This is a genomic window from Amycolatopsis sp. WAC 04182 (assembly GCF_003947465.1).
GTDB lineage: Bacteria > Actinomycetota > Actinomycetes > Mycobacteriales > Pseudonocardiaceae > Amycolatopsis.
The window spans coordinates 1,391,910-1,412,304 of record NZ_QHJJ01000001.1 but is presented as its reverse complement, the minus strand read 5'-3'; the positions used below and the strand labels follow the sequence as shown (position 1 = coordinate 1,412,304).

Sequence of the window (20,395 nt, the reverse complement as noted above, 5' to 3'; positions counted from 1 at the left end):
CCACCACCGAACCGGCGGTCCGCTCCATTCTTCCCGGTCGCGCCGCGTCCTAGGTTCGGCAGCGGAAAGTTGTTTGCCGCTACCGGAAAACGTGGGGGACAGTGATGACCGTCAGGCTGGAGCAACGGGACCACCGGGAGGCGCCGCGGAAATCTTGGTGGCGAAGGCCATGGGTGGGGCCGTTGGCGGTCGTCGTCGTGGTGTTCCTGGCCTTCTCGATGCCGCCGTATCTGGCGATGGATCCGGCGCAGTCGCGGGTGCCGCAGCCACCCGGGTTCACCTCGCACTACTGGTTCCTCGCGGCGCACGTGCTGTTCGGCTCGATCGCGATGGTCGGCGCGCTGCTTCAGATCTGGCCGTGGTTCCGGGCGAAGTACCCGGCGGTGCACCGGAAGATCGGCCGGGTATACGTCTTCGCCGGGGTGCTCCCGGCAGGTTTGCTGGCGCTGACCGTCGGCGCGATGAGCCCGTTCGGCCCGGCGACGCGGGTGGCGAACGTCGTGGCCGGGGTGCTGTGGCTGGCGTGCACGTTCGCCGGCTGGCGCGCGGCGAGGCAACGCCGGTTCGGCGACCACCGGCGCTGGATGATCCGCAGTTTCGCGCTGACCATGTCGATCATCGTCAGCCGTCTGGTCGGGCCGATCGCGCTGATCACGCTGCAACCGCAGCTGGAGACCACGTTCGGTGGCAGTGAACTCGCCTTGACCCAATCGGTCGCCGCGATCACGGCCTGGCTGAGCCCGACTCTGGTCATCATCGCGACGCAGTGGTACCTGGATCGCCGCCCGGCTAGGAAGAAGTCAGCGATCGCGCGATGATCGTCCGCTGCACTTCGGACGCGCCTTCGTAGATCCGCGGCGCGCGGACCTCGCGGTAGAGGTGTTCGAGCAGATGCCCTCGCCGCAGCGCCCGCGCGCCGTGGATCTGCACGGCCGAATCGACGACGTACTGGGCGGTCTCGGTGGCGAACAGTTTCGCCATCGCGGCCCGGCCCGCGAGGTTCCGCTCGCCCGCGTCGTAGGCGGCGGCCGCGGCGTAGACGAGCAGGCGCGACGCTTCGGTGCGGGTCGCCATTTCGGCGAGGGTGTGCGCCACGGTCTGCTGCTTGAGCAACGGCCCGCCGAACGCGACCCGGGACTGGGCGTGGGCGACGGCGGCGTCGAGCGCGGACTGCGCCATCCCGACGGCGAACGCGCCGACACTCGGCCGGAACAGGTCCAGGGTCCGCATCGCCACGCCGAAGCCGCGATCCTGTTCGCCGAGCAGTTCGTCCCGTTCCACGCGGACGCCGTCGAAGACCAGGGTGCCGATGGGATGCGGGCTGACGAGGTCGAGGTGCTCGCCCGACAGCCCGGCGCGGTCGGCCGGGACGACGAACGCGGACACGCCACGAGAGCCCGCTTCCGGGGTGGTGCGGGCGAAAACGCTGTAGAAATCGGCCTCGGGGGCGTTGGAGATCCACATCTTCTCGCCGGTGAGACGCCAGCCGTCGCCGTCGGGTTCGGCGGCGAGCTCCAGCGCGGCCGCGTCCGAGCCCGCGTTCGGTTCGGTGAGCGCGAAGGCGGCGACGGCGTCACCCGCGGCCACGGCGGGGACCCACTTCGCGACCTGCGAGTCCTGCCCGGACTGGAGTACCGGATACGTGCCCAGACCCTGCAACGCCAACGCGGTCTCGGCTTCGGTGCTCTGGCTCGCGAGCGATTCGCGCAGGATGCAGAGATCCGTCGCGGCGGCCTCCCGGCTCGGGCTACCACCCTCGACCCCGGGGAACAGCCGGGAGAGCAGGCCGAGCGCGCCCATTTCCTTGAGCAGTGGCCGGTTCACCGCGCCTTCGGTGCCGGCTTCGGCCAGCGGGCGGAGCTTTTCGGCGCCCAGCCGACGGACTTCGTCGGCGAAGGCCTGCTGTTCGGGGCTCAGTGCGAAGGCGGTCATCGATCGCTCCCAGGTCGCCAGCGGGCATGCGCGGTGCCGGTATCGCCGGAGCGAAGGAGTTCCAGCCGTGGTTTCGGCCCGTCGGTCCGGCCGCCCTGCGGTTTCCGGCTGCCCGCCGCGAACTGCTTCGGCCACGGCATCGGATAGCCCTGATCGGCGGCGGCGTGCAACGTCCACTGTGGATCGTAAAGGTGCGTCCGGCCGAGCGCGCACAGATCCGCGCGGCCCGCCAGGATCAGCGAGTTGACGTCGTCGTAGGAAGAGATCGCGCCGACGGCGATCACCGCGATCCCGTGCTCGCGCCCGATCTCGTTGCGGATCCGGTCCGCGTACGGCGTCTGGTAACTGCGGCCGTACTCGGGTTTCTCCTCGCTGACGACCTGGCCGGTCGACACGTCGATGCCGTCCGCGCCGTGCTCGGCGAACGCGCGGGCGATCTCGACGGCGTCGTCGACGCCGATGCCGCCTTCGTGCCAGTCGGTCGCCGAGATGCGGACCGTCATCGGCCGCTCGGCGGGCCAGGCCGCGCGGACGGCGTCGAAGACTTCGAGCGGGAAACGCAGCCTGTTCTCCAGCGAGCCGCCGTACTCGTCGGTCCGCCGGTTGGTCAGCGGCGACAGGAACGAAGACAGGAGGTAGCCGTGCGCGCAGTGCAGTTCGAGGAGGTCGAACCCGGCGCGCGCGGCGGCGCCTGCGGAGTGCGCGAACTGGTCACGGATCTCTTGTAGCTCAGGGACCGTGAGTTCGCGCGGGGTCTGATTCGCTGCGCTGTACGGGATCGCGGACGGGGCACAGATCTCCCAGTTGCCCTCGGACAGCGGCTGGTCGATGCCGTCCCACATCAGTTTCGTCGAGCCCTTGCGTCCCGAATGCCCCAGCTGGACACCGATACGCGCGGGGGTGTGGCCGTGGACGAAATCGGTCACCCGCGCCCAGGCGCGCTCCTGCTCTTCGGTGTACAGGCCGCCGCAACCAGGGGTGATGCGGCCGGTTTCGGAGACGCAGACCATCTCCGTCATCACCAGACCGGCGCCGCCGAGCGCCTTGCTTCCCAGGTGTACCAAGTGGAAATCGGTCGGCACGCCGTCTTCGGACGAGTACATGTCCATCGGCGAGACGACGACACGGTTCGGCAGGTCGAGATTCCCGATGCGGAACGGCTGGAACATCGGCGGCCGGACATCCGAGTCCAAAGTAGACGCGAACCAGGTGTCCAGCTCGGCGGCGAACTCGGGATCGCGCAAGCGAAGGTTGTCGTAGGTGACGCGGCGGCTGCGGGTGAGGATGTTGAACGCGAACTGCGCCGGATCCTGATGGGTGTACTGACCCATGTTCTCGAACCACTCCAGGCTCGCCTGTGCGGCACGCTGCGTGGAGTTGACGACGGGGCGGCGCTCGGCTTCATACGCTTCCAGTGCACTGTCCATATCGGACTGCTCGTGCAGACAAGCGGCGAGCGCGAGCGCATCCTCCATGGCCAGCTTCGTGCCGGAGCCGATGGAAAAGTGCGCTGTGTGCGCGGCGTCGCCGAGCAGGACGACGTTCTCGTGCCGCCAGCTCGCGCAGCGCACGGTGGCGAACGCGGTCCACTTCGAGTTGTTGGCGAACACCTGATGGCCGCCGAGGACGTCCGCGCACAGTTCGCGGATGACCTCGATGGACTTCTCGTCGCTCTCGCCCGGCGCCGGCGAGGTCGCGGCGATCTCGCCGAACGCGCGCTCCCAGACGTCCTCGTGCAGTTCGAGGATGAACGTGCTCGCGGTGTCGCCGTACGGGTAGCCGTGGATCTGCATGATCCCGTGCGGGGTTTCGAGGACGTGGAACTTGAAGGCGTCGAACACGAGATCCGTGCCGAGCCAGATGTACTTGCAGCGCCGGGTCTGCAGGCTCGGGCGGAAGCTCCCGGCGAGCGCGTCGCGGGTCGGGGAGTTGACGCCGTCCGCCGCGACGACGAGGTCGTACTCGGCGCTCGCCGCGGCCGCGCTCGGGGCCTCGGTGCGGAACCGCACGTCCACCCCGAGCTCCGCGCAGCGTTCCTGGAGGATGCCGAGCAGCCGTTTGCGGCTCATCGCGGCGAACCCGTGCCCGCCCGAGGTGTGCACCGTGCCGCGGAAGTGGACGTCGATGTCGTCCCAGCGCGCGAACTCGCGGCGCATGGCGGCGTGGATCACCGGATCGGCGTGTTCGATCCCGCCGAGCGTCTCGTCGGAGAGCACCACCCCGAATCCGAAGGTGTCGTCGGGCGCGTTGCGCTCCCAGACGGTGATCTCGTGATCGGGATGGAGCTGTTTCGCCAGCGTGGCGAAGTAGAGCCCCGCCGGGCCGCCGCCTAACACCGCGATACGCACGTCGCCCAGGGTATGTCGCGGTATGTACGACCGTCAACGATACGGGATATGCTGACCCGTATGGAGCGCATCAACCCGCCCGAGCTAGGCCGTCCCTCCGGCTTCTCGCACGCCGTCGCCGCGACCGGGAGATTCGTCTTCCTCGCCGGTCAGACGGCGTTGGACGAGGAGAACCGAATCGTCGGCGACGGCGTGGTCGAACAGTTCGAACGCGCGCTGTCCAACCTGCTCACCGCGTTGCGCGCGGCGGGCGGGGCGCCGTCGGACCTGTGCAGCGTGACCATCTACATCGTCGACATGGACGACTACCGCGCCCACGCGCGCGAGATCGGCGCGGTGTGGAAACGGCTGGCCGGGAGCGAGTACCCGGCGATGGCGGGGATCGGCGTCAGCCGGCTGTGGGACGAGGAAGCGCTGGTGGAGGTGCAGGGCTTCGCGGTCGTTTAAAGCAGGGTGCGCGAGACGTGCGAGGCCGCGGCCTCGCCCAGCCGCGCGTGCAGCGTGAAGAACAGGTCCGCCGCGCGGATGCCCGCCCAGCCCGGCGGCAGCAGTTCGGCGGGCAGACCGGGGTCGAGGTAGGGCAGCCGCCGCCAGTCGGTCAGCACGCGGACGTAGTCGGCGAACGCTTCGGCCTCGTCCGTGGTCTTGCGCCGCTGCCACCGCCGGAGCGCGGCAGCGTGCTCGTCGAGGAACGCGGTGTACAGCGACTCGAGCTGATCGAGGTCCCACCAGTCGCGGATCTTCTCCCGCACGTCGCCGAACGCGAGGTGCTCGGCGTGGAAGAGATCGGCGTAACCCTCGAGTTCGAGCCGTCGCAGCATGTCGGACGTCGCGTCGCGCAGATGCGCGGGCGCGATCCAGACCCCGGACGACGCCGTCCCGAAGCCGAGCCGGGCGAGCTGTGTGCGAAGAACGTGCCTTTTGTGCCGTTCGGCTTCCGGGACGGAGAACACCGCGAGCAGCCAGCCGTCGCCGGGGGTGGCGCGTTCGCGGCGGAAGATCCGCTCGTCGCCTTCGCGCAGGATCGCCAGCGCGGTTTCGGAAAGCTCGTAACCCGCGGCCCCGTTCCGGCGTACCGCGGAGAGGATCCCCCGTCGTTTCAGCCGGGAGATCGACGACCGGACGGCCGGTTCCTCGACGTCCACGCCCGCCAGCAGATCGATCAGGGACCGGACGGAGAGCCAGCCGCCCTCGCCGCGGGAATAGAGCCCGTACACGGTCACGATCAGCTGGCGCGGTTGCGCCGTTCGCCCCGCGCCGTCGACTTCGGTTGCCTCCGACACGGCCGTCACCCGGTCACCATAACAACGTGCGCGCGACCAGGGAGAGCGTCTAGGAGGGCATTCGGTAACGAAGAGGAGCGTCTGAGCCTGTATTCGCAGGTCATCCTCCGCTTGTTGTATCGCGGTTGGGAACATTCGCTGCCTGGTTGTCGCCATTGGTCCCACGTTCGTTCCACGCTTCGCTGAGTAGCCCCCTGGTCGCGGAACGATGCCTTATGCTCGGCCGTCGAGGGGCGATCGACATGAACATTTGGGGGAGGGGTCCCGTGATGACAGGGGTTTCAGGGCGGCGTCGTCCGGTCGGTGGGGTGCGAGGCGCGGCGCGGGGAGTGGCTAATGTCTGAGGGGCCGCCCGTCTATGAACCTGGGCTTGACCTGGGTGTGTCCGGCTACTTCCGGCCGTCCGGCGGTACGTACGGTGAGCCTGTTCCCGAGGGCGGGGGATTCAAGTACGACGAGGCCACCTTGCACGAACTGGTCAAGGAGTGGCGGGACCTCGCTGCGGAGTACCTGAAGGACCTTGCCGACGCGGAGTTCATCGCCAATGCGCAACCGCCGGGTGTTGAATACGCGAGCGGGGATAACGCCCAGCTCATCCGGTCGTCCGGCGACGCGCTTACCACGGCGCTGAAGGAGCGAGCTGCCTACTGCGAGAATATGGCCGCCAAGTACGTGTCCGCGCTCGGCAAGTACGCCACCGCCGAAGAGCGGGCCACCGAGGACATCAACCAGCAGTCGAAGGGCATCTAGTGACGCGACGCACGATTCTTGTTCTCGGCGCGGCGGCCCTGGTTCTGTCCGCCTGCTCTACGCCGAAGGACGGGACACCGACCCCGTCGGGTGGGGGAAGCAGCACGGCGCCGTCGAGCTCTGCCGGCCAGGCACCTAGGCCGGATGTTCCCAAGGTCGCCGAGCCGATCGATCTGGCCAGGTTCCGGGCGGCGCCGTGTGACGCTCTCACCAGCACGCAAGCCCAAGACCTCATCGGGCCCAAAGTCGAAGCTTCGCCGCGGAACGAATCGGCGGGACCCGCGTGTGCGTGGGTCACCCCCGGTACCGCGCGCCCGATGATCAACGTGATCTTCGGCAACGCGCCTAACGGAGGCACGGCCGCCGTCTACGCCGCCAAGGGCAAGGCATACAAGCTGGTCGAGCCGCTCGAACCGATCGAGGGCTACCCCGTGACCGCGTACGGCGTGCTCGACCGTCGCGCCGAGGGTGGCTGCAATGTCGCGCTGGGCACCAGTGACACCGAAACGGTCGGTGTCGCCGCGGAGCAGTCGGAACGCAACATCGGCACGAAGGATCCGTGCGACGCCGCGCGTCAGGCCGCGATCAGCGTCCTGGCCACCCTGCGGACGGCGAAGTAGCGGAGGCCGAAGGCGAGGTCGTCGGCTCAAGCGAGCCGACGGCCTTTCTTTCGCGGTGTGATCCCCGCCGCGAGCAGCTTCCGCCGCATCGTGCTGTAGGTGTAGCCGAAGTTTTCGGCGACCTCGTGGATGGTCATCCCGTGTTCGTAGACGATCACCATGCTCGGCGACGCCGGTACGACTGACGAGGGGCCGTTCTTGCGTAGCGTCGTGCCTGCCGCCAGCAGCAGGACCCGCGCCCGGTGATAGGTGAGGCCGTGGCGGGACTTCAGGTCGGCGATCGTGGCACCGTCCTCGTATGCCCGCCGGAGCATCGCGCCAAGGTCGTCCGACACTGCTGCTTCCCGGTCTCTGTCGTAGGAGTGGAACGCGAGGGCCCCTGCGCGTTGCTGCCGCGCCGACCGAGAAAATCAGCGTTGGCGGAGCCGGTCCCGTGCTTGCGGGATGTTGTGCTCCTGCCGGTAGATCCGGTCACAGTCCGGGCACTCCGTCGGCGCGCCGTGCGCGCGCCGCTGGTTCAGCGGCTCGAACGTCGCGGCCGCGGTGACCCCGCACAACATCGCGATGACCTGACCAGGCTCCGGAATCCGAGCGAGGCGCGTCCGGTGCCACACGTCGTCGACCACCGGGTGAATCGCCTCTGGGTCGATATGGATCACGGCAATCACGGTCTCCACCGGCGCGCCATCCCCGCGATCGTCGTGAGGAGTTTTCGGTTCTCCAGATCGATCTCGCCCCCGACTCGATGGCCGCGGTTGTCGAACTGAAAGGACGAACCGCCTTCGACGCGCTCTCGCTGCCAGTCACCCATGGTTACACTCCGCAGGCATGTAAGCACGTCCTGATGAGTGCAACCTTCTCATGACTCGGACAGCTGGTCAAGACAAGCTTACCAGTGCGATACTGGCGCCATGGTGGATCGCAGAAGCGGAGTCCCCGCATTTCGACAGGTCGCGGCAGACCTGCGACAGAAGATCTCGGCGGGCAACTATGCGCCCGGCGATCAGCTGCCGAGTGAACGCGAGCTGACCGAGGTATACGACGTTTCGCGGCCCACTGTCCGCGACGCGATCAACATGCTCAGGGCCGAAGGGCTCGTGACTTCCGAGCATGGTCGAGGTGTATTCGTGCGGCCACCCGCCACCATTCAGCGCATTGCCCGTGCACGCCTATCGCGTGAGGCTCGCGCCAAGAACAAGGGCGCCTTCCTTGCCGACGCGGCGGCCCGCGGCTTCACGCCGTCGACCTCGGTCAAGATCCGTTTCGAGGAGGCTGACAGCCGTGTCGCCGAGCACCTCGCCCTCGCCGAAGGCGCCGAGATCACCGTGAGAGATCGGGTGATGCGTGCCGATGGGCTGGTGGTTCAGCTCGCGGTGTCGCGACTACCGCGCGACTTCACACGTGGTACCGCGATCGAGGAAGTCGACACCGGCAAGGGCGGCGCATACGCCCGGCTCGAAGAGGCCGGGCACCAGATCGGGCGGTTCGTCGAGCACGTCGGCGCGCGGATGCCAACACCGGATGAGGCGACCCTCCTTCAGCTCGCAGAAGGCGTGCCGATCGTCACCGTGACCCGAGTGGCGATCGGCGTCGATGGGAGACCGCTGGAGATGAACGACATGGTTCTGGCCGGCGACCGCTACGAACTGTCGTACGAATGGGCAGCCGATTGAATCTTTGAAAGCAGCGTTGCTCGGCGTGCCGTGTCCGGTTCGTCGGCCGAGCAGCCCAACGACGCCGGGCCCATGTTTCGGCCGTGACCGAAGCGTTCCGCACTTAGCGTCACGGTATGGATGATCCCCTGATCGAAGCCCCCGTCCCGCCCGTGCCCCAGGACGTCGAGCCGGGTGGGGTCCGGTGGTTGCGGGCGAACGTCGCCCGGTTCAGCCGCCCGGAGGACCACGCGCGGCGCCGGGAGCTGGTGCTCGCCGAACTCGCGCCGATGGATTCCTTGCGGGACAAGGCTTTCGCTCTCGCGAAGGAAATGCGGGACGGGCCGGTGGAGCGGACCGTGTGGACGGTCCCGGTGGCGGTGCTGGCCGCCGAGCTCGGCCTGCCGGATGTCTCCGGCGATGTCGCGAAGGTTTCCGGCGCTTACCATCCGCACACGGAAATCGGGGCCGACGCCGAAGCGGCCATGCGGCGGCTGGTCGAAACCTGTGGTGACACCGACGAGCGGACGGCCGCGCGGATCGGGCTCCTGGTGCAGGCCTGTGACGCGACGGCCAAGCTGCTCGGCAAGGCGCTGGCCGCCCACCGGCCCGGCGAGGACGTGGAGGATCTGCTCGACCGGGTCCTGCGTGAGGATCCGCCGGTCCGCGTCACCCGGCGGTGGGTCGGCGGCGAGGTGGTCGAGGTGGACCTGACGAAACGTCCGTTCGGAGCAGGGCCCAAGCGATGCCCCGGGGAAACGCAGGCGCGGCGAGTGGCCGCGGGAATTCTCGACGCGCTCCTGTGCTAAGACTTACCCCGGTCATCTGGAACTGGGGAGTCTTTCGATGCTGTATTTCAATGGTTTCTTCGGCGTTCTCACGCTCGGCTTGTGGATCTTCTGCATCGTCGACGTGATCACCACGGACGAGGGATCGTGCCGCAACATGCCGAAGGGGATGTGGCTGCTGCTGGTGCTGCTCGTCCCGTTGATCGGCTCGATCGTCTGGCTGGTCGCCGGTCGTCCGCAGCACGCCGCCCGCGCCCCGCGCGGCCGCTTCGAGCGCGAGACGCCGGCGTTCCCGGAGTACGACCGGCCGGGCCGCTTCGCGGCGACGAGCGCCGAGGACGACGAAGAATTCCTTCGCAAGTGCCGGGAACGCGCCGAAGAACAACGCCGCAAGGCCCGTGAAGGCTGAGTAGCCTCGGTCTCGAGAAGATCGACACTGGAGGAAAAGTTGTCCGAAGCGCTCGACTGGAACAAGAACATCATCAAGGAGTTCCGCGAGAACGAGGGGAAGGTGGGCGGCCCGTTCGAGGGCGGTTCGCTGCTGCTCCTCACCACCATCGGGGCGAAGAGCGGCGAGCCTCGCACGTCGCCGCTCGCGTACGCGGAGGAGGACGGCAAGTACGTCGTCGCCGCGTCGTACGCCGGGGCGGACAAGAACCCGGCCTGGTACCACAACATCCTGGCGAACCCGAAGGTCACCATCGAGGTCGGCACGGAGAAGTTCGAAGCGACCGCGACCGTCGTCGACCGCGCCGAGCGCGACCGTCTCTACGCGAAGATGATCAGCCTGATGCCGGGCTTCGCCGACTACGAGAAGAAGACCGATCGGGTGATCCCGATCGTCACGATCTCGCGCTGATTCACCGCGATTCGGCACCTGACCGCGAAGGCGATCTTCGCAAGCAGGTGCCGAATGGTGGTGTCGGCGTGCGGTTTTCGAAGATCACCCAGCGTCAGGCGCAGGTTCGACGTTATGGGTCAGCCGGAACCGGTTCGCCGGGTCGACGGCCGCCTTGACCTCGGCGAGCCGCCGCAGATCGGCCGGGGAGTACACCTTGGCCGCCTCCTCGCCCGCCGGGCTCTCGCCGTAGACGAAGGTCAGCAGTTTGCCGGTCGACCAGGGCTTCAGCGCGTCGAACAGCTTCGCGTGCGCGCTCCGGATCTCGGTGATCGAAGCGTCGTCCACGACGGACAGCGCCCGGATGGTGAAGCTCGCCTCACGGTCCCAGCCGACACCGGGGTGCTCGGGCTCGTCGGACAGCGCGCCACCGAGCAGGTCCAGCAGGACGACGGTCGGCACCGGGGCGTCCGGGCCGGCGTGTTCGAGGATCGCGTCGAGCATCGCGTCGTTGAGTTCGGACACGGTCGCGTTGTCGGCGCGGTAGCCGTGCGGGAAGGGCGGCTCGTTCGCGATCTTGCCCGATTCGGTGAACGGGATCTCGGCGAGCGTGTCACCCAGCACGGGGGCGGCGGCGCGCAGCGGGGCGACGAGGCGCTCACCCTCGGCGGCGTCACCCAGATAGGCGACCCGGATCTGCGCGACGTGCTGCCCGCGCAGCGGTTCGGGCACCATCGGCAGATCCGGCATCGGGACCATGCCCAGCGACGACGTCATCTCGCGCGGCAGGTCCGCCGCCCAGTCACGCCAGGCGTGGAGCACCGCGGACAGCGATTCGGTGCCGAACTGCAGGCTGCCGCCGTACAGCCGGGTGACCGGGACGAGCCGGAACTCCAGCGCGGTGACGATGCCGAAGTTGTCGCGGCCGCCGCGCAGCGCCCAGAACAGGTCGCTTTCGGTGTCCGGGGTGGCGCGGCGGAGCTCCCCGTCGGCGGTCACCACCTCGATCGCGGTCACCTGGTCGGTCGCCAGGCCGAACTTGCGGCCGAGCAGGCTGAATCCACCGCCGAGGGTGTAGCCGACGACGCCGACGCCGGGGAAGGAGCCGCTCAGAGGAGCGAGCCCGTGCTCCGCGGCCGCTTCGATGACCGCACCCCAGCGCACGCCCGCTTCGACGCGTGCGATCCCGTCGTCGATGCGGATCCCGGTCATGCGGTGGGTGGTGACGAGGACGCCGCCTTCGAACGGGACGCCCACGCCGTGCCCCGTCGAGTGGACGGCGATCGGAAGGTCGTGCTCGACGGCGTGACGGACGGCCTCGACGACGTCCGCGGCCGAAGCGGCGGGCACGATGACATCGGGACGGCGGGGCACTGCGGTCTGGAAACCGGCGAGTTCGTTGTCGTAATCCGGGTCGCCGGAGCGGAGCATCGTGGTCATGCCACCAGCGTGATCTCGATTCGCCCAGAAGTCCAAGATCTGGTTTGTCTGGCAACTAGAATCATCGGTTATGGAACTCCGCCAGCTCGAATACTTCGTCGCGGTGGCCGAGGAAGCGAACTTCACCCGCGCCGCCGAGCGGCTGCACGTCGCCCAGCCCGGCGTCAGCGCCCAGATCCGCCGTCTCGAACGCGAACTCGGGCAGCCGCTGCTCGACCGGTCGGCCAGGGCGGTGCGGCTGACCGAGGTCGGCGCCGCCGCGCTCCCGCACGCGCGGGCCGCGCTCGCCGCCGTCGCCGGGGTGCGGCAGGCGGTCGACGAGCTGACCGGGCTGGTCCGCGGCCAGGTCGCGATGGGCATGGTGTCCTCGCGTGGCCCGGTCAACCTGCCGGATCTGCTCGCGCGCTTCCACGAGCGGCATCCCGCCGTGGACATCACGCTCGCCGAGGCGACCTCCGACGTCCTGCTCGCGGGGGTCGCCGACGGCCGGTTCGACGTCGCGTTGATCGGGGTCTCCGGCGAACCGCCGCCGGGGATCGGCCTGGAGGTCGTCCTCGACGAGCCGCTCGTCGCCATCTCCGGGCCGGAGGATCCGCTCACCGGTCAGGCCACGATCACGCTGTCGGAGCTGGAAAGCCGTTCCCTGGTGAGCCTGCCGAAGGGCACCGGCATGCGCGCGATCGTCGACGCGGCGTTCCTCGCCGACAGCGCCCAGCCGAGGGTGACCCTGGAGGCGGGCGACCCGAACGTCGTCGCCGAACTGGTCGGGCGCGGGCTCGGCGTCGCCGTGGTGCCGATGTCGCTGGCGACGCACTACACGGAACTGCACGCCATGGAGATCACGCGGCCCGCCGGGCTGCGCGCGAAACTGGCGCTGGCCTGGCGGACGGAGGGGCCGGTCAGCCCCGCCGCCCGCGTGTTCATCAGTCAGGCACGGGCGCTGCTCGGGTTGTGAGCCACCCCGTTTTGAGTCGCCACAGCGAGGTGACCTCCTTCGCGTTGGCTCGCGGATGCCGCGGGCGGATGTCCTCCCGGCCCCGGACTTCGAGGCCGGACCGCGCGAACGCGCCGAGGAGTTCTTCGCGCGTGCGCAGCCCCAGCAGTTCGGCGAGGTCGGACAGGATCAGCCACGCCTCCCCGCCGGGTTCGAGATGCCGGGGCAGCCGGTCGAGGAACGCCTTGAGCATCCGGCTTCCCGGGTCGTAGACGGCGCGTTCGAGCGGCGTGTGCGCGCGGGCGGGCAGCCACGGCGGATTGCAGACGACCAGCGGCGCGCGGCCCGGCGGGAACACGTCCGCGTGGAGGGTTTCGATTCCGCCGAGACCGAGACGTGCGAAGTTGTCCCGCGCGCAGGCGAGCGCGAGCGGCTCGTTGTCCGTCGCCACCACGCGCTCGACCCCTCGACGCGCGAGGACCGCGGCGAGCACGCCGGTACCGGTGCCGATATCGAACGCCAGTCGCTTGGCGGGCAACGGAGTTCTCGCCACCAGATCGACGTACTCGCCACGGACGGGGGAGAAGACCCCGTGATGCGGATGGATTTTCGCGCCGAGCGCGGGGATTTCGACGCCCTTCATCCGCCACTCGTGCGCGCCGACGACGCCCAGCAGCTCACGCAAGGACACCAGCGACGGGGTTTCGGACGGACCGTAGACCTCGGCGCAGGCCTCGCGCACGTCCGGCCCGCGGCGCAACGGCAGGACATGCCCGGGATCCAGCGGGACCAGCAGCCTGCCGAGGATCCGCGCCCGGCGTGACCGATGGTTCCGCTGGTCCTGAAAGGGTTTCCCCGCCGCCGTACCGCACCGCCGGGACATCGCGGTGAGCAGGTTCCGCGCGCCGGGGAAATCGCCGTGCCAGGCGAGACCGGTGCCGGAGGCGGCGAGCCGGAACGCCTCGTCGGCGGGGAGGCGATCGTCGACGGCGACGACGGGCCGGGGTATTTTCGTGCCGACGGTGGTCAGCCAGCGCCGACCACCGTCCTTTGTGGACAGGGGGTTCATGATTTCCGTTCCTGGATCCGCCCGCGGCGAAGAGACCCCGCGGGCGTGGCTCGTCGGGGGACAAGGTCGGGAACGGCGGCTAGTGGACCACCGCGGCATGAACCGGTGTCGACACGAACCCGAGCCTACCGGAACGCGGCGGCGTGATCGGCCGCCCAGACCTCGAAGTCCAGCCCCGGCCTACCGGTGACGTCCTGGACGGTCGAGGTGACCTCGCCCGGTTTCGCCACCAGCCCCTGGAACCCCGCCAGCATCGTGTCGACGACGAAGTCCGGCATCTTCGTGAGCAGGGCGGCACGCGCTTCTTCGAGCGGGATCTCCTCCCAGCGCGCCGGACGGCCGGCGGCCTCGCCGATGATCCGGACCTGTTCGGCCTGCGTCATCGGCCGTGTGCCGGTGAGCTTGTACTTCGCCCCCGCGTGCCCGTCGCCCGTCAGTGCTTCGACGGCCACCGCGGCGATGTCCTTCTCGTGGATCAGCGGCATCGACGCCTCGCCGTACGCGCCGCGGACGACGCCGTCCGCGCGGATCGACGGCGCCCAGCCGAGGGTGTTGGTCGCGAATCCGTGCGGTCGCAGGAAAGTCCATTCCAGCCCGGCGGCTTCGATCGCCTCCTCGACGGTGCGATGCCAGGCGCCGATGGCGTTGTCCTGCTCTGCCAGTGAATCGTCGACGGCGCCCGAGGAAAGGAACACCACGCGCTTCACCCGTTCCCCGAGCAGCGACACCGTGGGGACCAGTGCCTCGGCGGGGCCGGCGAGCATCAGGAACACCGTGTCGACGCCGTCGAGCGCCGGTGCGATCGTCTCCGGTTTCGCCAGGTCACCGCGGACGCCGTCGGCGGGCGGGTTCCGGCTCAGCGCCCGGACCGGGATGTCCCGCGCCCGCAGCTGGGCGACCACTTGCGAGCCGACGTTGCCCGTCGCGCCGGCGACCAGGATCGGCTTCATGCCGCCACCGCCGAGAAGATCGGGCGGTACCGCTTGACCGACCCGCCCGACATCCCCGGGTAGGTCTGCACCTTCTTCCACGCGTCCGTCGTCCCGATGCCGTCGGCGCCGGGAGCCGCGAGCGCGGCGAGGTGGGCTTCGGCACTGGCCCATTCGGCGTAGTTCAGCACCCTGGTCCCGTCGGTGCTCACGTGGAAGAAGCCCGAGATCCCGCCTTCGGGACGCGCGGGTTCCGACGCGAGCGCTTCGAAGACGAGGTCGATCCAGTCGCGCTGCCGTCGCTCGTCGGGCCCCTCGAACTCGACCGAGACGATCACGAGGCAGCCGGGCGCCCCCTCGCCGCGCTGCCCGCGGTAGAGGCGGAAAACGGGCGCGCCGTCCAGGTCTTGGATGGCGTCTTCGCTGGTCCACTGCTCGTAAGTGAAGGCGCCGTCGTGGTCGATGCCCTCGTACGCGGTGAAGGAAACAAGTCCCTCGTGGCTTTTGAACGCCGCGCGGGCCGCTTCGGCGTCCGGCCATTCCCGCGCCACCGCGACCGTCGAATCGTCCGGTGTCGGCCAATGTCCGTTGTGGATGGTCATTTCGGAGGTCCCCTGTGCTGTCATGCCTCCAGCATGAAACTTAAACAAGGGTTTAAGTCAAGGTAGGATCGTCACCATGTCCGAACTGCCGTCCGAACTCACCATCGGAGAGCTGTCCCGGCGCAGTGGCGTCGCCACCTCCGCCCTGCGGTTCTACGAACGTCAGGGCCTCATCAGCAGCAGGCGGACCAGCGGGAATCAGCGTCGCTACCCCCGCAGCGCGCTCCGCGTGGTGGCGTTCATCCGCGCGTCGCACCACCTCGGCATCCCGCTGGAGGTGATCGGCGGAGTGCTCGATTTCCTGCCGGAGGGCGCCGCGCCGGACCAGGCGTTCTGGCAGCGGGCTTCCCAGTGCTGGAGCGCCGAACTGAACAAGCGCATCGAGCAGCTGGAGTGCATGCGGGACCGGTTCACCGAATGCATCGGCTGCGGCTGCCTGTCCTTCAAACAGTGCGTGCTGGTGAACCCCGGCGACGTCCTCGCCGCCAAGGGCCCCGGCGCGGCACGGCTGATCACGGACTGACCGTGGCCAGTTTCCGTTCCAGCAGCCGTCGTTCGGCGCCGTTCTCCGCTCGCCGGATCGCCGTTTCGTAGGCCAGCGCCGACTCCTCCCGGCGGCCGAGACGATGCAGCAGATCCGCGCGGATGGCGTGGTACAGGTGGTATTCCTCCAGGCCGAGGCCGTCGATCACAGTGAGCGCCGCGTCGGGGCCGTCCACCTCGGCGACCGCGACGGCCCGGTTGAGCGCCACGATCGGCGTCGGATTCGCCGCCAGCAGCAGGTCGTACAGCCGGACGATCTGCGACCAGTCCGTGCTCGCCGCGTCGGCGGCGTCGCTGTGGACGGCGTTGATCGCCGCCTGGATCTGATAAGGCCCCGGCTGGTTCCGCCGCAGGCAGGCGCGGACCAGCGTCTGCCCTTCGGTGATCAGCTCCCGGTCCCACCGCGACCGGTCCTGCTCCGCCAGCAGCACGACCTCGCCGTCGGTGCCGGTGCGGGCCGCGCGGCGGGACTCGGTGAGCAGCATCAGCGCCAGCAGCCCGGTGGCCTCCGGTTCGTCGGGCATGAGTCCAGTCAGCAGTCTGCCGAGCCGGATCGCCTCCGCGCACAGGTCCTCCCGCACCAGCCGGTCGCCCGAGGTGGCCGTGTAGCCCTCGTTGAAGACGAGGTAGATCACGGCGAGCACCGAGCGCAGCCGGTCCGGCAGATCGGCGTCGTCCGGCACGCGGTACGGGATCTTCGCGGCGCGGATCTTGCCCTTCGCCCGGACCAGGCGCTGCGCCATCGTCGTCTCGGGGACGAAGAACGCGTGCGCGATCTCGCCGGTGGTCAGCCCGCCCAGCAGCTTCAGCGTCAGCGCGACTTGCGCGGTGATGGCCAGCGCTGGGTGGCAGCAAGTGAAGATCAGCCGTAACCGGTCGTCGCGCACGGGACCCTCCTCTACTGGTTCACTACCGGCGCTGAGCAGCGCGGCCTGGGCGTGTTTGTCGTCGCGCGCGGCTTCCCGGCGCAACCGGTCGATGGCCTTGTTGCGGGCGGTCGTGATGATCCAGCCCGCGGGGCTCGGCGGTGGACCGCTGGACGGCCAGCGGTCCACCGCCTCGGCGAAGGCGTCCTGCACCGCTTCTTCGGCGATGTCGATGCTGCCGAAGACCCGGACCAGTACGGCCACCGCGCGGCCGTACTCCTCGGTGAAAACGCGTCCGATTTCCTCGGTGGTCACACGCACGAAGGACCTTCGTCGCCCTGGAACGGCCGGACCTCGACCGGAAGGTAGGTGATTTCGGTGACGCGGCGGCCCCATTCGAGCGCGGCGTCCAGATCCGGCGCCTCGATGATGGTGAACCCGCCGAGGTGTTCCTTGCCCTCGACGTACGGGCCGTCGGTCATCGCGATCTCGCCGTTCTCCTTGGCGCGCAGCACGGTCGCCGTGGTCGGCGGGTGCAGCCCGCCGGCGAAGACCCAGACCCCCGCGGCCTTCATCTCGTCGTCGAGCGCCTGGATCTTGCGCGCGATCGGCTCCAGGAACTCCGGCGGCGGGACGGGACCGTCGGGCTGGTACAGGCTGATCAGGTACTGGGTCATGGCGTCCTCCTGACGTCGAAGCGGCTTGTCACCACCTATACGAAGGGCCTCCCACCGATTCGACAGCCGGCGGGAATTATTTTTCGTGGGCACATCGTCGCAGGTCGATCCGGGATCCCTTGGTCAGACAGGCCGCGATCCGGTGGACCTGCTGGCCGTAGCTGCGGCCCTTCAGCACCTTCACGGTCCCGTTCCGCCAGACCTCGCACGGGTTGCCTTCGGTGCAGCGCTCGCCGTCACGGTTGTGGGTGTTGTTGATGCCCATGACCGTGTTCCCGTCGCGGGACAGCAGCACGGAACCGGAGTACCCGGGTCCGCTCACGCAGGTGTCGCTGGGCGCGTAGCGAACCGCGTCGTCCTGCTGATAGCCGGCCTCGCGCAGATGCGGCACCACGGTTTCCACCGTGCAGCTCGGCCGGCTGCTGGAGTAGGCCATGAGGAGCCGGTCTCCGGCGCGCATCGGGGTGGTGGTCAGCCGGAAGACCTTCGCGCCCTCCCTGGCCAGCTGGGCGTAGGTCTTGTCCAGCCGGTACAGCGCGACGTCGGTGCCGGTCATCGTCGCGTAGACCAGCCGGGTGGCGCGGGCACTGGTCTTCGGATAGCCCTCCCGGTCGGCGATGGTGACCGGGCGGGGCAGGTCGGCGGGCAGGTCGACCAGGGCCTTCCCTGGGGCGGGCCGCCCGCTCGGCACGCAATGGCCGTTCGTCAGCGCCAGCGCCGGGTCTTCGGGACGTGCGGTGGCGGCCCGCACCACCGCTCCCTGGCACTCGCCCACCGCGGCCGTGCCCTCCACGTTCGGGACCGGGGAGTCAGGCGGAACGGCGGTCCCGGTCACGATGCCGTTGATCCACGCGGAATTCTTCGAGACGTCGGTGTACATGTCGGGGAAGTCGGCGCCCCTGATACCCGGGCCGATGACCGTTCCGGCCAGTGCCCAGCCGTCGCCAGAACGAACCAGTGCGGGCCCGCCGGAGTCCGTCGTCCCGGGTCCGACGGGAGGATCGGCGCGGCCGACGCACAACGGCAAGGTGTGCCCGTCGTCGTCCCAGCACCGGTCGAGCGGCACGACCTCGGTGTCCGCTTCGCGCAGCTTGCCGGGAAAGCACTTCGGGTCCGTGAAGTCGCCGCAGCCGGTCGAAGCCGCGCCCCAGCCCAGAATCCGGACGGGAGTGCCGACGGCGGGCGTGGCTTCGGCGAGCCGGACGGGCTTGGCGCGCACGGGTTCACGCAGATGCAGCACCGCGATGTCCTCGCCGGGAGGGTCGTACGAGTTGTGGCGCCGGTAGAACTTGTCGACCTCGGTGATCTCGCCGCCGGTGGTGGTGTCCAGCGAGCCCACGCGGACCTTCCAGCCGCGGGGCACGCCGGCCGTCGAGCCGGTCGGGGTGTTGGCGCAATGGCCCGCCGTGACCGCCCACTGGGGCGCGATGAGCACCGCCCCGCACCGGTGCCCGTCCGGGCGGGGCGAGTCGTACTGCAGCGAGACCATGAAGTCGTAGGGCCTGGTGGACTCGGTGCCGCCGATGACGGCCGACGCGGGGGCCGCCGTGGCCGTCATCATGGCCAGCGCGAGCGCGAGGGATCGGATTCGCATACGGGTCACGCTGGCCGGTCCGTGTCCGCGGAATTCGATGAGCGCGTAACAGTTCCGTGCCCACCCTGACTGGTACTGCCGGACCCAGGCTGAACAGACCGTGCCATCTCTTGGCGGCGCCCGGTTTCCTGGACTCGTCACCCCGTGAAAGAGTCCACTTAGGAGAAACAGAGATGACGAACTCGCACGCGAACAGGGTCGCCGTCGTCACCGGAGCGTCGAGCGGAATCGGCGAGGCGGCCGCTCGGCGGCTGGCCGCCTCCGGCGCGGCGGTCGCGTTGATCGCCCGCCGGACGGACCGGCTGGAGACGCTGGCCAAGGAGATCGAGGCCGACGGCGGTACCGCGCTCGTACTCGCCGCCGACGTCGCCGACGCCGAGGCGATGCGGGCCGCGGCGGCCGAGGTCGAAGCGAAACTGGGCCGCGCGGACCTCCTGTTCAACAACGCCGGCGTGATGCTGGCCGCGCCGATCGACGAACTCGCCACCGACGACTGGCAGCGCATGATCGACGTCAACCTGACGGGCCTGATGAACGCGATCGGCGCGTTCGTGCCGCATCTCGTCGCTTCGTCGGCCGAAAAGGGCGTCGCGGACCTGGTGAACACCTCGTCCATCGGCGCGCAGGCCGTCTTCCCGTCCTTCGCCGTGTACGTCGCCTCGAAGGCGTTCGTGACGCACTTGTCGAAGAACCTTCGCGCCGACCTCGGGCCGAAGGGCGTGCGGGTCGCGGCGATCGAGCCCGGCCTGGTCGAGACCGAACTGCAGGGCCACGTCACCGACGCCGGCGCCCTGCAGTGGCTGGACGGCGCGCGCGAGTCGCTGACCTGGCTGAAGCCCGAGGACATCGCCGAGACCGTGGCGTTCCTGACCTCGCTCCCGGCTCGGGTGAACCTTCAGCAGGTCACCGTGATGCCCACCGCGCAGGTCTGATCACGGGAACAGGATCCGGGCGATCGCGCGGGCGGCGGTGTCCGGATCCTCGAGGAGTTCGGCGCGAAGCGCGCCTGTGAGCCACAGGTTCGCGAATCCGTGCATCAACGACCACGCGGCGACGCCCGCCATCGCGTCGTCGCTCACCGACGACGCACCGCTGGTCAGCAGGGCCCCGGCGCGGTCACGGGCGGCGGCGAGCGGGGCGTCGTCCTCGCGGTGGAGTTCGGGACGGAACATCACCTCGAAATGCGCGCGATGCTCGATCGCGAAGCGCACGTAAGCCACCCCGACCTCGACGAAACCGCGATCGCTCTCGGCCGCGAGCGCGTCCGCGAGCAGGTCGAAACCCTCGGCCGCCAGCGCGGTCAGCACCCCGGCCTTGTCGCCGAAATGGTGCACCGGCCCGGCGTGCGAGACCCCCGCGCGCCGGGCGAGGTCGCGGAGGCTGATCCCCGCGGGGCCGTGTTCGGTGATGGCCGCGACGGCGGCGTCGAGCACGGCCCGGCGGAGGTCACCGTGGTGGTACGGACTCATGCCGACGAATCTAGTCATTGACAAGATGGTCCGCAATCGCGCATCTTGGCAGTGGAAAGAT

At 69.3% G+C, this 20,395-nt stretch carries 24 protein-coding genes; 11 read left to right on the top strand and 13 right to left on the bottom strand.

Features of this window, described 5'->3' with window-relative positions; genetic code table 11:
• The first annotated feature begins 104 nt into the window (after positions 1-104).
• Positions 105-818 (top strand): DUF2306 domain-containing protein, encoded by a 714-nt coding sequence (locus tag DMH01_RS07100; RefSeq protein ID WP_233621423.1) that lies wholly within the window; start codon positions 105-107, stop codon positions 816-818.
• Here DMH01_RS07100 and DMH01_RS07095 read toward each other — a convergent pair.
• The gene (locus tag DMH01_RS07095; protein ID WP_125674246.1) at positions 790-1,932 is read right to left on the bottom strand and encodes an acyl-CoA dehydrogenase family protein; all 1,143 of its coding nucleotides are present in this window, start codon (positions 1,930-1,932) and stop codon (positions 790-792) included. The two genes, DMH01_RS07100 and DMH01_RS07095, sit on opposite strands and share 29 nt — an antisense overlap.
• Entirely contained in the window at positions 1,929-4,280 is a 2,352-nt protein-coding gene (locus DMH01_RS07090) for a bifunctional salicylyl-CoA 5-hydroxylase/oxidoreductase (protein WP_125674245.1), read from the bottom strand. The genes DMH01_RS07095 and DMH01_RS07090 overlap by 4 nt, the downstream gene beginning before the upstream one ends.
• A 48-nt stretch (positions 4,281-4,328) precedes the next feature.
• Between DMH01_RS07090 and DMH01_RS07085 the strand changes: the two genes are divergently transcribed.
• A complete protein-coding gene (locus DMH01_RS07085; RefSeq protein ID WP_199745376.1) occupies positions 4,329-4,727 on the top strand; it encodes a RidA family protein in 399 nt (132 codons plus the stop codon).
• Here DMH01_RS07085 and DMH01_RS07080 read toward each other — a convergent pair.
• On the bottom strand, positions 4,724-5,572 hold the full coding sequence (locus DMH01_RS07080; RefSeq protein ID WP_125674243.1) for a PaaX family transcriptional regulator C-terminal domain-containing protein: 849 nt from the start codon (positions 5,570-5,572) through the stop codon (positions 4,724-4,726). The genes DMH01_RS07085 and DMH01_RS07080 overlap by 4 nt on opposite strands.
• 327 nt (positions 5,573-5,899) lie before the next feature.
• Between DMH01_RS07080 and DMH01_RS07075 the strand changes: the two genes are divergently transcribed.
• Together DMH01_RS07075 and DMH01_RS07070 are read left to right on the top strand one after the other, a co-directional pair.
• A complete protein-coding gene (locus DMH01_RS07075) occupies positions 5,900-6,313 on the top strand; it encodes a hypothetical protein (RefSeq protein ID WP_125674242.1) in 414 nt (137 codons plus the stop codon).
• Entirely contained in the window at positions 6,313-6,933 is a 621-nt protein-coding gene (locus DMH01_RS07070) for a DUF3558 domain-containing protein (RefSeq protein WP_199745375.1), read from the top strand. Before DMH01_RS07075 ends, DMH01_RS07070 begins: the two co-directional genes overlap by 1 nt.
• Positions 6,934-6,959: 26 nt before the next feature.
• On the opposite strand, the gene DMH01_RS07065 is transcribed toward DMH01_RS07070, so the two are convergent.
• A complete protein-coding gene (locus DMH01_RS07065) occupies positions 6,960-7,268 on the bottom strand; it encodes a hypothetical protein (protein ID WP_125674241.1) in 309 nt (102 codons plus the stop codon).
• Between the two features lie 75 nt (positions 7,269-7,343).
• Positions 7,344-7,592: a hypothetical protein gene (locus DMH01_RS07060; RefSeq protein ID WP_233621422.1), complete on the bottom strand. Its 249-nt coding sequence runs from the start codon at positions 7,590-7,592 to the stop codon at positions 7,344-7,346.
• A gap of 252 nt (positions 7,593-7,844) precedes the next feature.
• On the opposite strand from DMH01_RS07060, the gene DMH01_RS07055 reads away from it, so the two are divergent.
• From DMH01_RS07055 to DMH01_RS07040, 4 genes are all read left to right on the top strand, one after another.
• Entirely contained in the window at positions 7,845-8,606 is a 762-nt protein-coding gene (locus DMH01_RS07055; RefSeq protein WP_125674240.1) for a GntR family transcriptional regulator, read from the top strand.
• A 116-nt stretch (positions 8,607-8,722) separates the two neighbouring features.
• Positions 8,723-9,394, top strand: coding sequence for an oxidoreductase (locus DMH01_RS07050; protein ID WP_125674239.1), 672 nt, complete (start codon positions 8,723-8,725; stop codon positions 9,392-9,394).
• Between the two features lie 37 nt (positions 9,395-9,431).
• Positions 9,432-9,782 carry a PLDc N-terminal domain-containing protein gene (locus tag DMH01_RS07045; RefSeq protein ID WP_034305851.1) on the top strand — a complete coding sequence of 117 codons (351 nt, stop codon included), beginning with the start codon at positions 9,432-9,434 and terminating at the stop codon, positions 9,780-9,782.
• Positions 9,783-9,821: 39 nt separating this feature from the next.
• Positions 9,822-10,232, top strand: a complete 411-nt coding sequence (locus DMH01_RS07040; protein WP_125674238.1) for a nitroreductase family deazaflavin-dependent oxidoreductase — start codon at positions 9,822-9,824, stop codon at positions 10,230-10,232.
• A gap of 84 nt (positions 10,233-10,316) precedes the next feature.
• On the opposite strand, the gene DMH01_RS07035 is transcribed toward DMH01_RS07040, so the two are convergent.
• Positions 10,317-11,651: an FAD-binding oxidoreductase gene (locus DMH01_RS07035; protein WP_125674237.1), complete on the bottom strand. Its 1,335-nt coding sequence runs from the start codon at positions 11,649-11,651 to the stop codon at positions 10,317-10,319.
• 70 nt (positions 11,652-11,721) lie between these two features.
• Here DMH01_RS07035 and DMH01_RS07030 point away from each other — a divergent pair, with 70 nt between their 5' ends.
• Positions 11,722-12,606, top strand: coding sequence for a LysR family transcriptional regulator (locus tag DMH01_RS07030; protein ID WP_125674236.1), 885 nt, complete (start codon positions 11,722-11,724; stop codon positions 12,604-12,606).
• On the opposite strand, the gene DMH01_RS07025 is transcribed toward DMH01_RS07030, so the two are convergent.
• The 3 genes from DMH01_RS07025 to DMH01_RS07015 all read right to left on the bottom strand — a co-directional run bounded on the left by DMH01_RS07025 (position 12,575) and on the right by DMH01_RS07015 (position 15,209).
• The gene (locus DMH01_RS07025; RefSeq protein WP_125674235.1) at positions 12,575-13,654 is read right to left on the bottom strand and encodes a class I SAM-dependent methyltransferase; all 1,080 of its coding nucleotides are present in this window, start codon (positions 13,652-13,654) and stop codon (positions 12,575-12,577) included. The genes DMH01_RS07030 and DMH01_RS07025 overlap by 32 nt on opposite strands.
• 125 nt (positions 13,655-13,779) lie before the next feature.
• Positions 13,780-14,604: an NAD(P)H-binding protein gene (locus tag DMH01_RS07020; protein WP_125674234.1), complete on the bottom strand. Its 825-nt coding sequence runs from the start codon at positions 14,602-14,604 to the stop codon at positions 13,780-13,782.
• Positions 14,601-15,209 (bottom strand): antibiotic biosynthesis monooxygenase, encoded by a 609-nt coding sequence (locus tag DMH01_RS07015; protein WP_233621421.1) that lies wholly within the window; start codon positions 15,207-15,209, stop codon positions 14,601-14,603. Before DMH01_RS07015 ends, DMH01_RS07020 begins: the two co-directional genes overlap by 4 nt.
• Positions 15,210-15,261: 52 nt before the next feature.
• Here DMH01_RS07015 and soxR point away from each other — a divergent pair, with 52 nt between their 5' ends.
• The gene (gene soxR / locus DMH01_RS07010) at positions 15,262-15,708 is read left to right on the top strand and encodes a redox-sensitive transcriptional activator SoxR (RefSeq protein WP_125674233.1); all 447 of its coding nucleotides are present in this window, start codon (positions 15,262-15,264) and stop codon (positions 15,706-15,708) included.
• Here the strand turns inward: soxR and DMH01_RS07005 are convergent.
• From DMH01_RS07005 to DMH01_RS06995, 3 genes are all read right to left on the bottom strand, one after another.
• Positions 15,698-16,915, bottom strand: a complete 1,218-nt coding sequence (locus tag DMH01_RS07005) for an RNA polymerase sigma factor (RefSeq protein ID WP_125674232.1) — start codon at positions 16,913-16,915, stop codon at positions 15,698-15,700. The genes soxR and DMH01_RS07005 overlap by 11 nt on opposite strands.
• Entirely contained in the window at positions 16,906-17,271 is a 366-nt protein-coding gene (locus tag DMH01_RS07000; protein ID WP_034305837.1) for a YciI family protein, read from the bottom strand. Before DMH01_RS07000 ends, DMH01_RS07005 begins: the two co-directional genes overlap by 10 nt.
• A gap of 76 nt (positions 17,272-17,347) precedes the next feature.
• Positions 17,348-18,865 (bottom strand): trypsin-like serine protease, encoded by a 1,518-nt coding sequence (locus tag DMH01_RS06995; protein ID WP_125674231.1) that lies wholly within the window; start codon positions 18,863-18,865, stop codon positions 17,348-17,350.
• 173 nt (positions 18,866-19,038) lie between these two features.
• On the opposite strand from DMH01_RS06995, the gene DMH01_RS06990 reads away from it, so the two are divergent.
• The gene (locus tag DMH01_RS06990) at positions 19,039-19,797 is read left to right on the top strand and encodes an SDR family oxidoreductase (protein WP_125674230.1); all 759 of its coding nucleotides are present in this window, start codon (positions 19,039-19,041) and stop codon (positions 19,795-19,797) included.
• Here the strand turns inward: DMH01_RS06990 and DMH01_RS06985 are convergent, their stop codons facing one another.
• Positions 19,798-20,334, bottom strand: a complete 537-nt coding sequence (locus DMH01_RS06985) for a TetR/AcrR family transcriptional regulator (protein WP_125674229.1) — start codon at positions 20,332-20,334, stop codon at positions 19,798-19,800.
• Between the last annotated feature and the right edge of the window lie 61 nt (positions 20,335-20,395).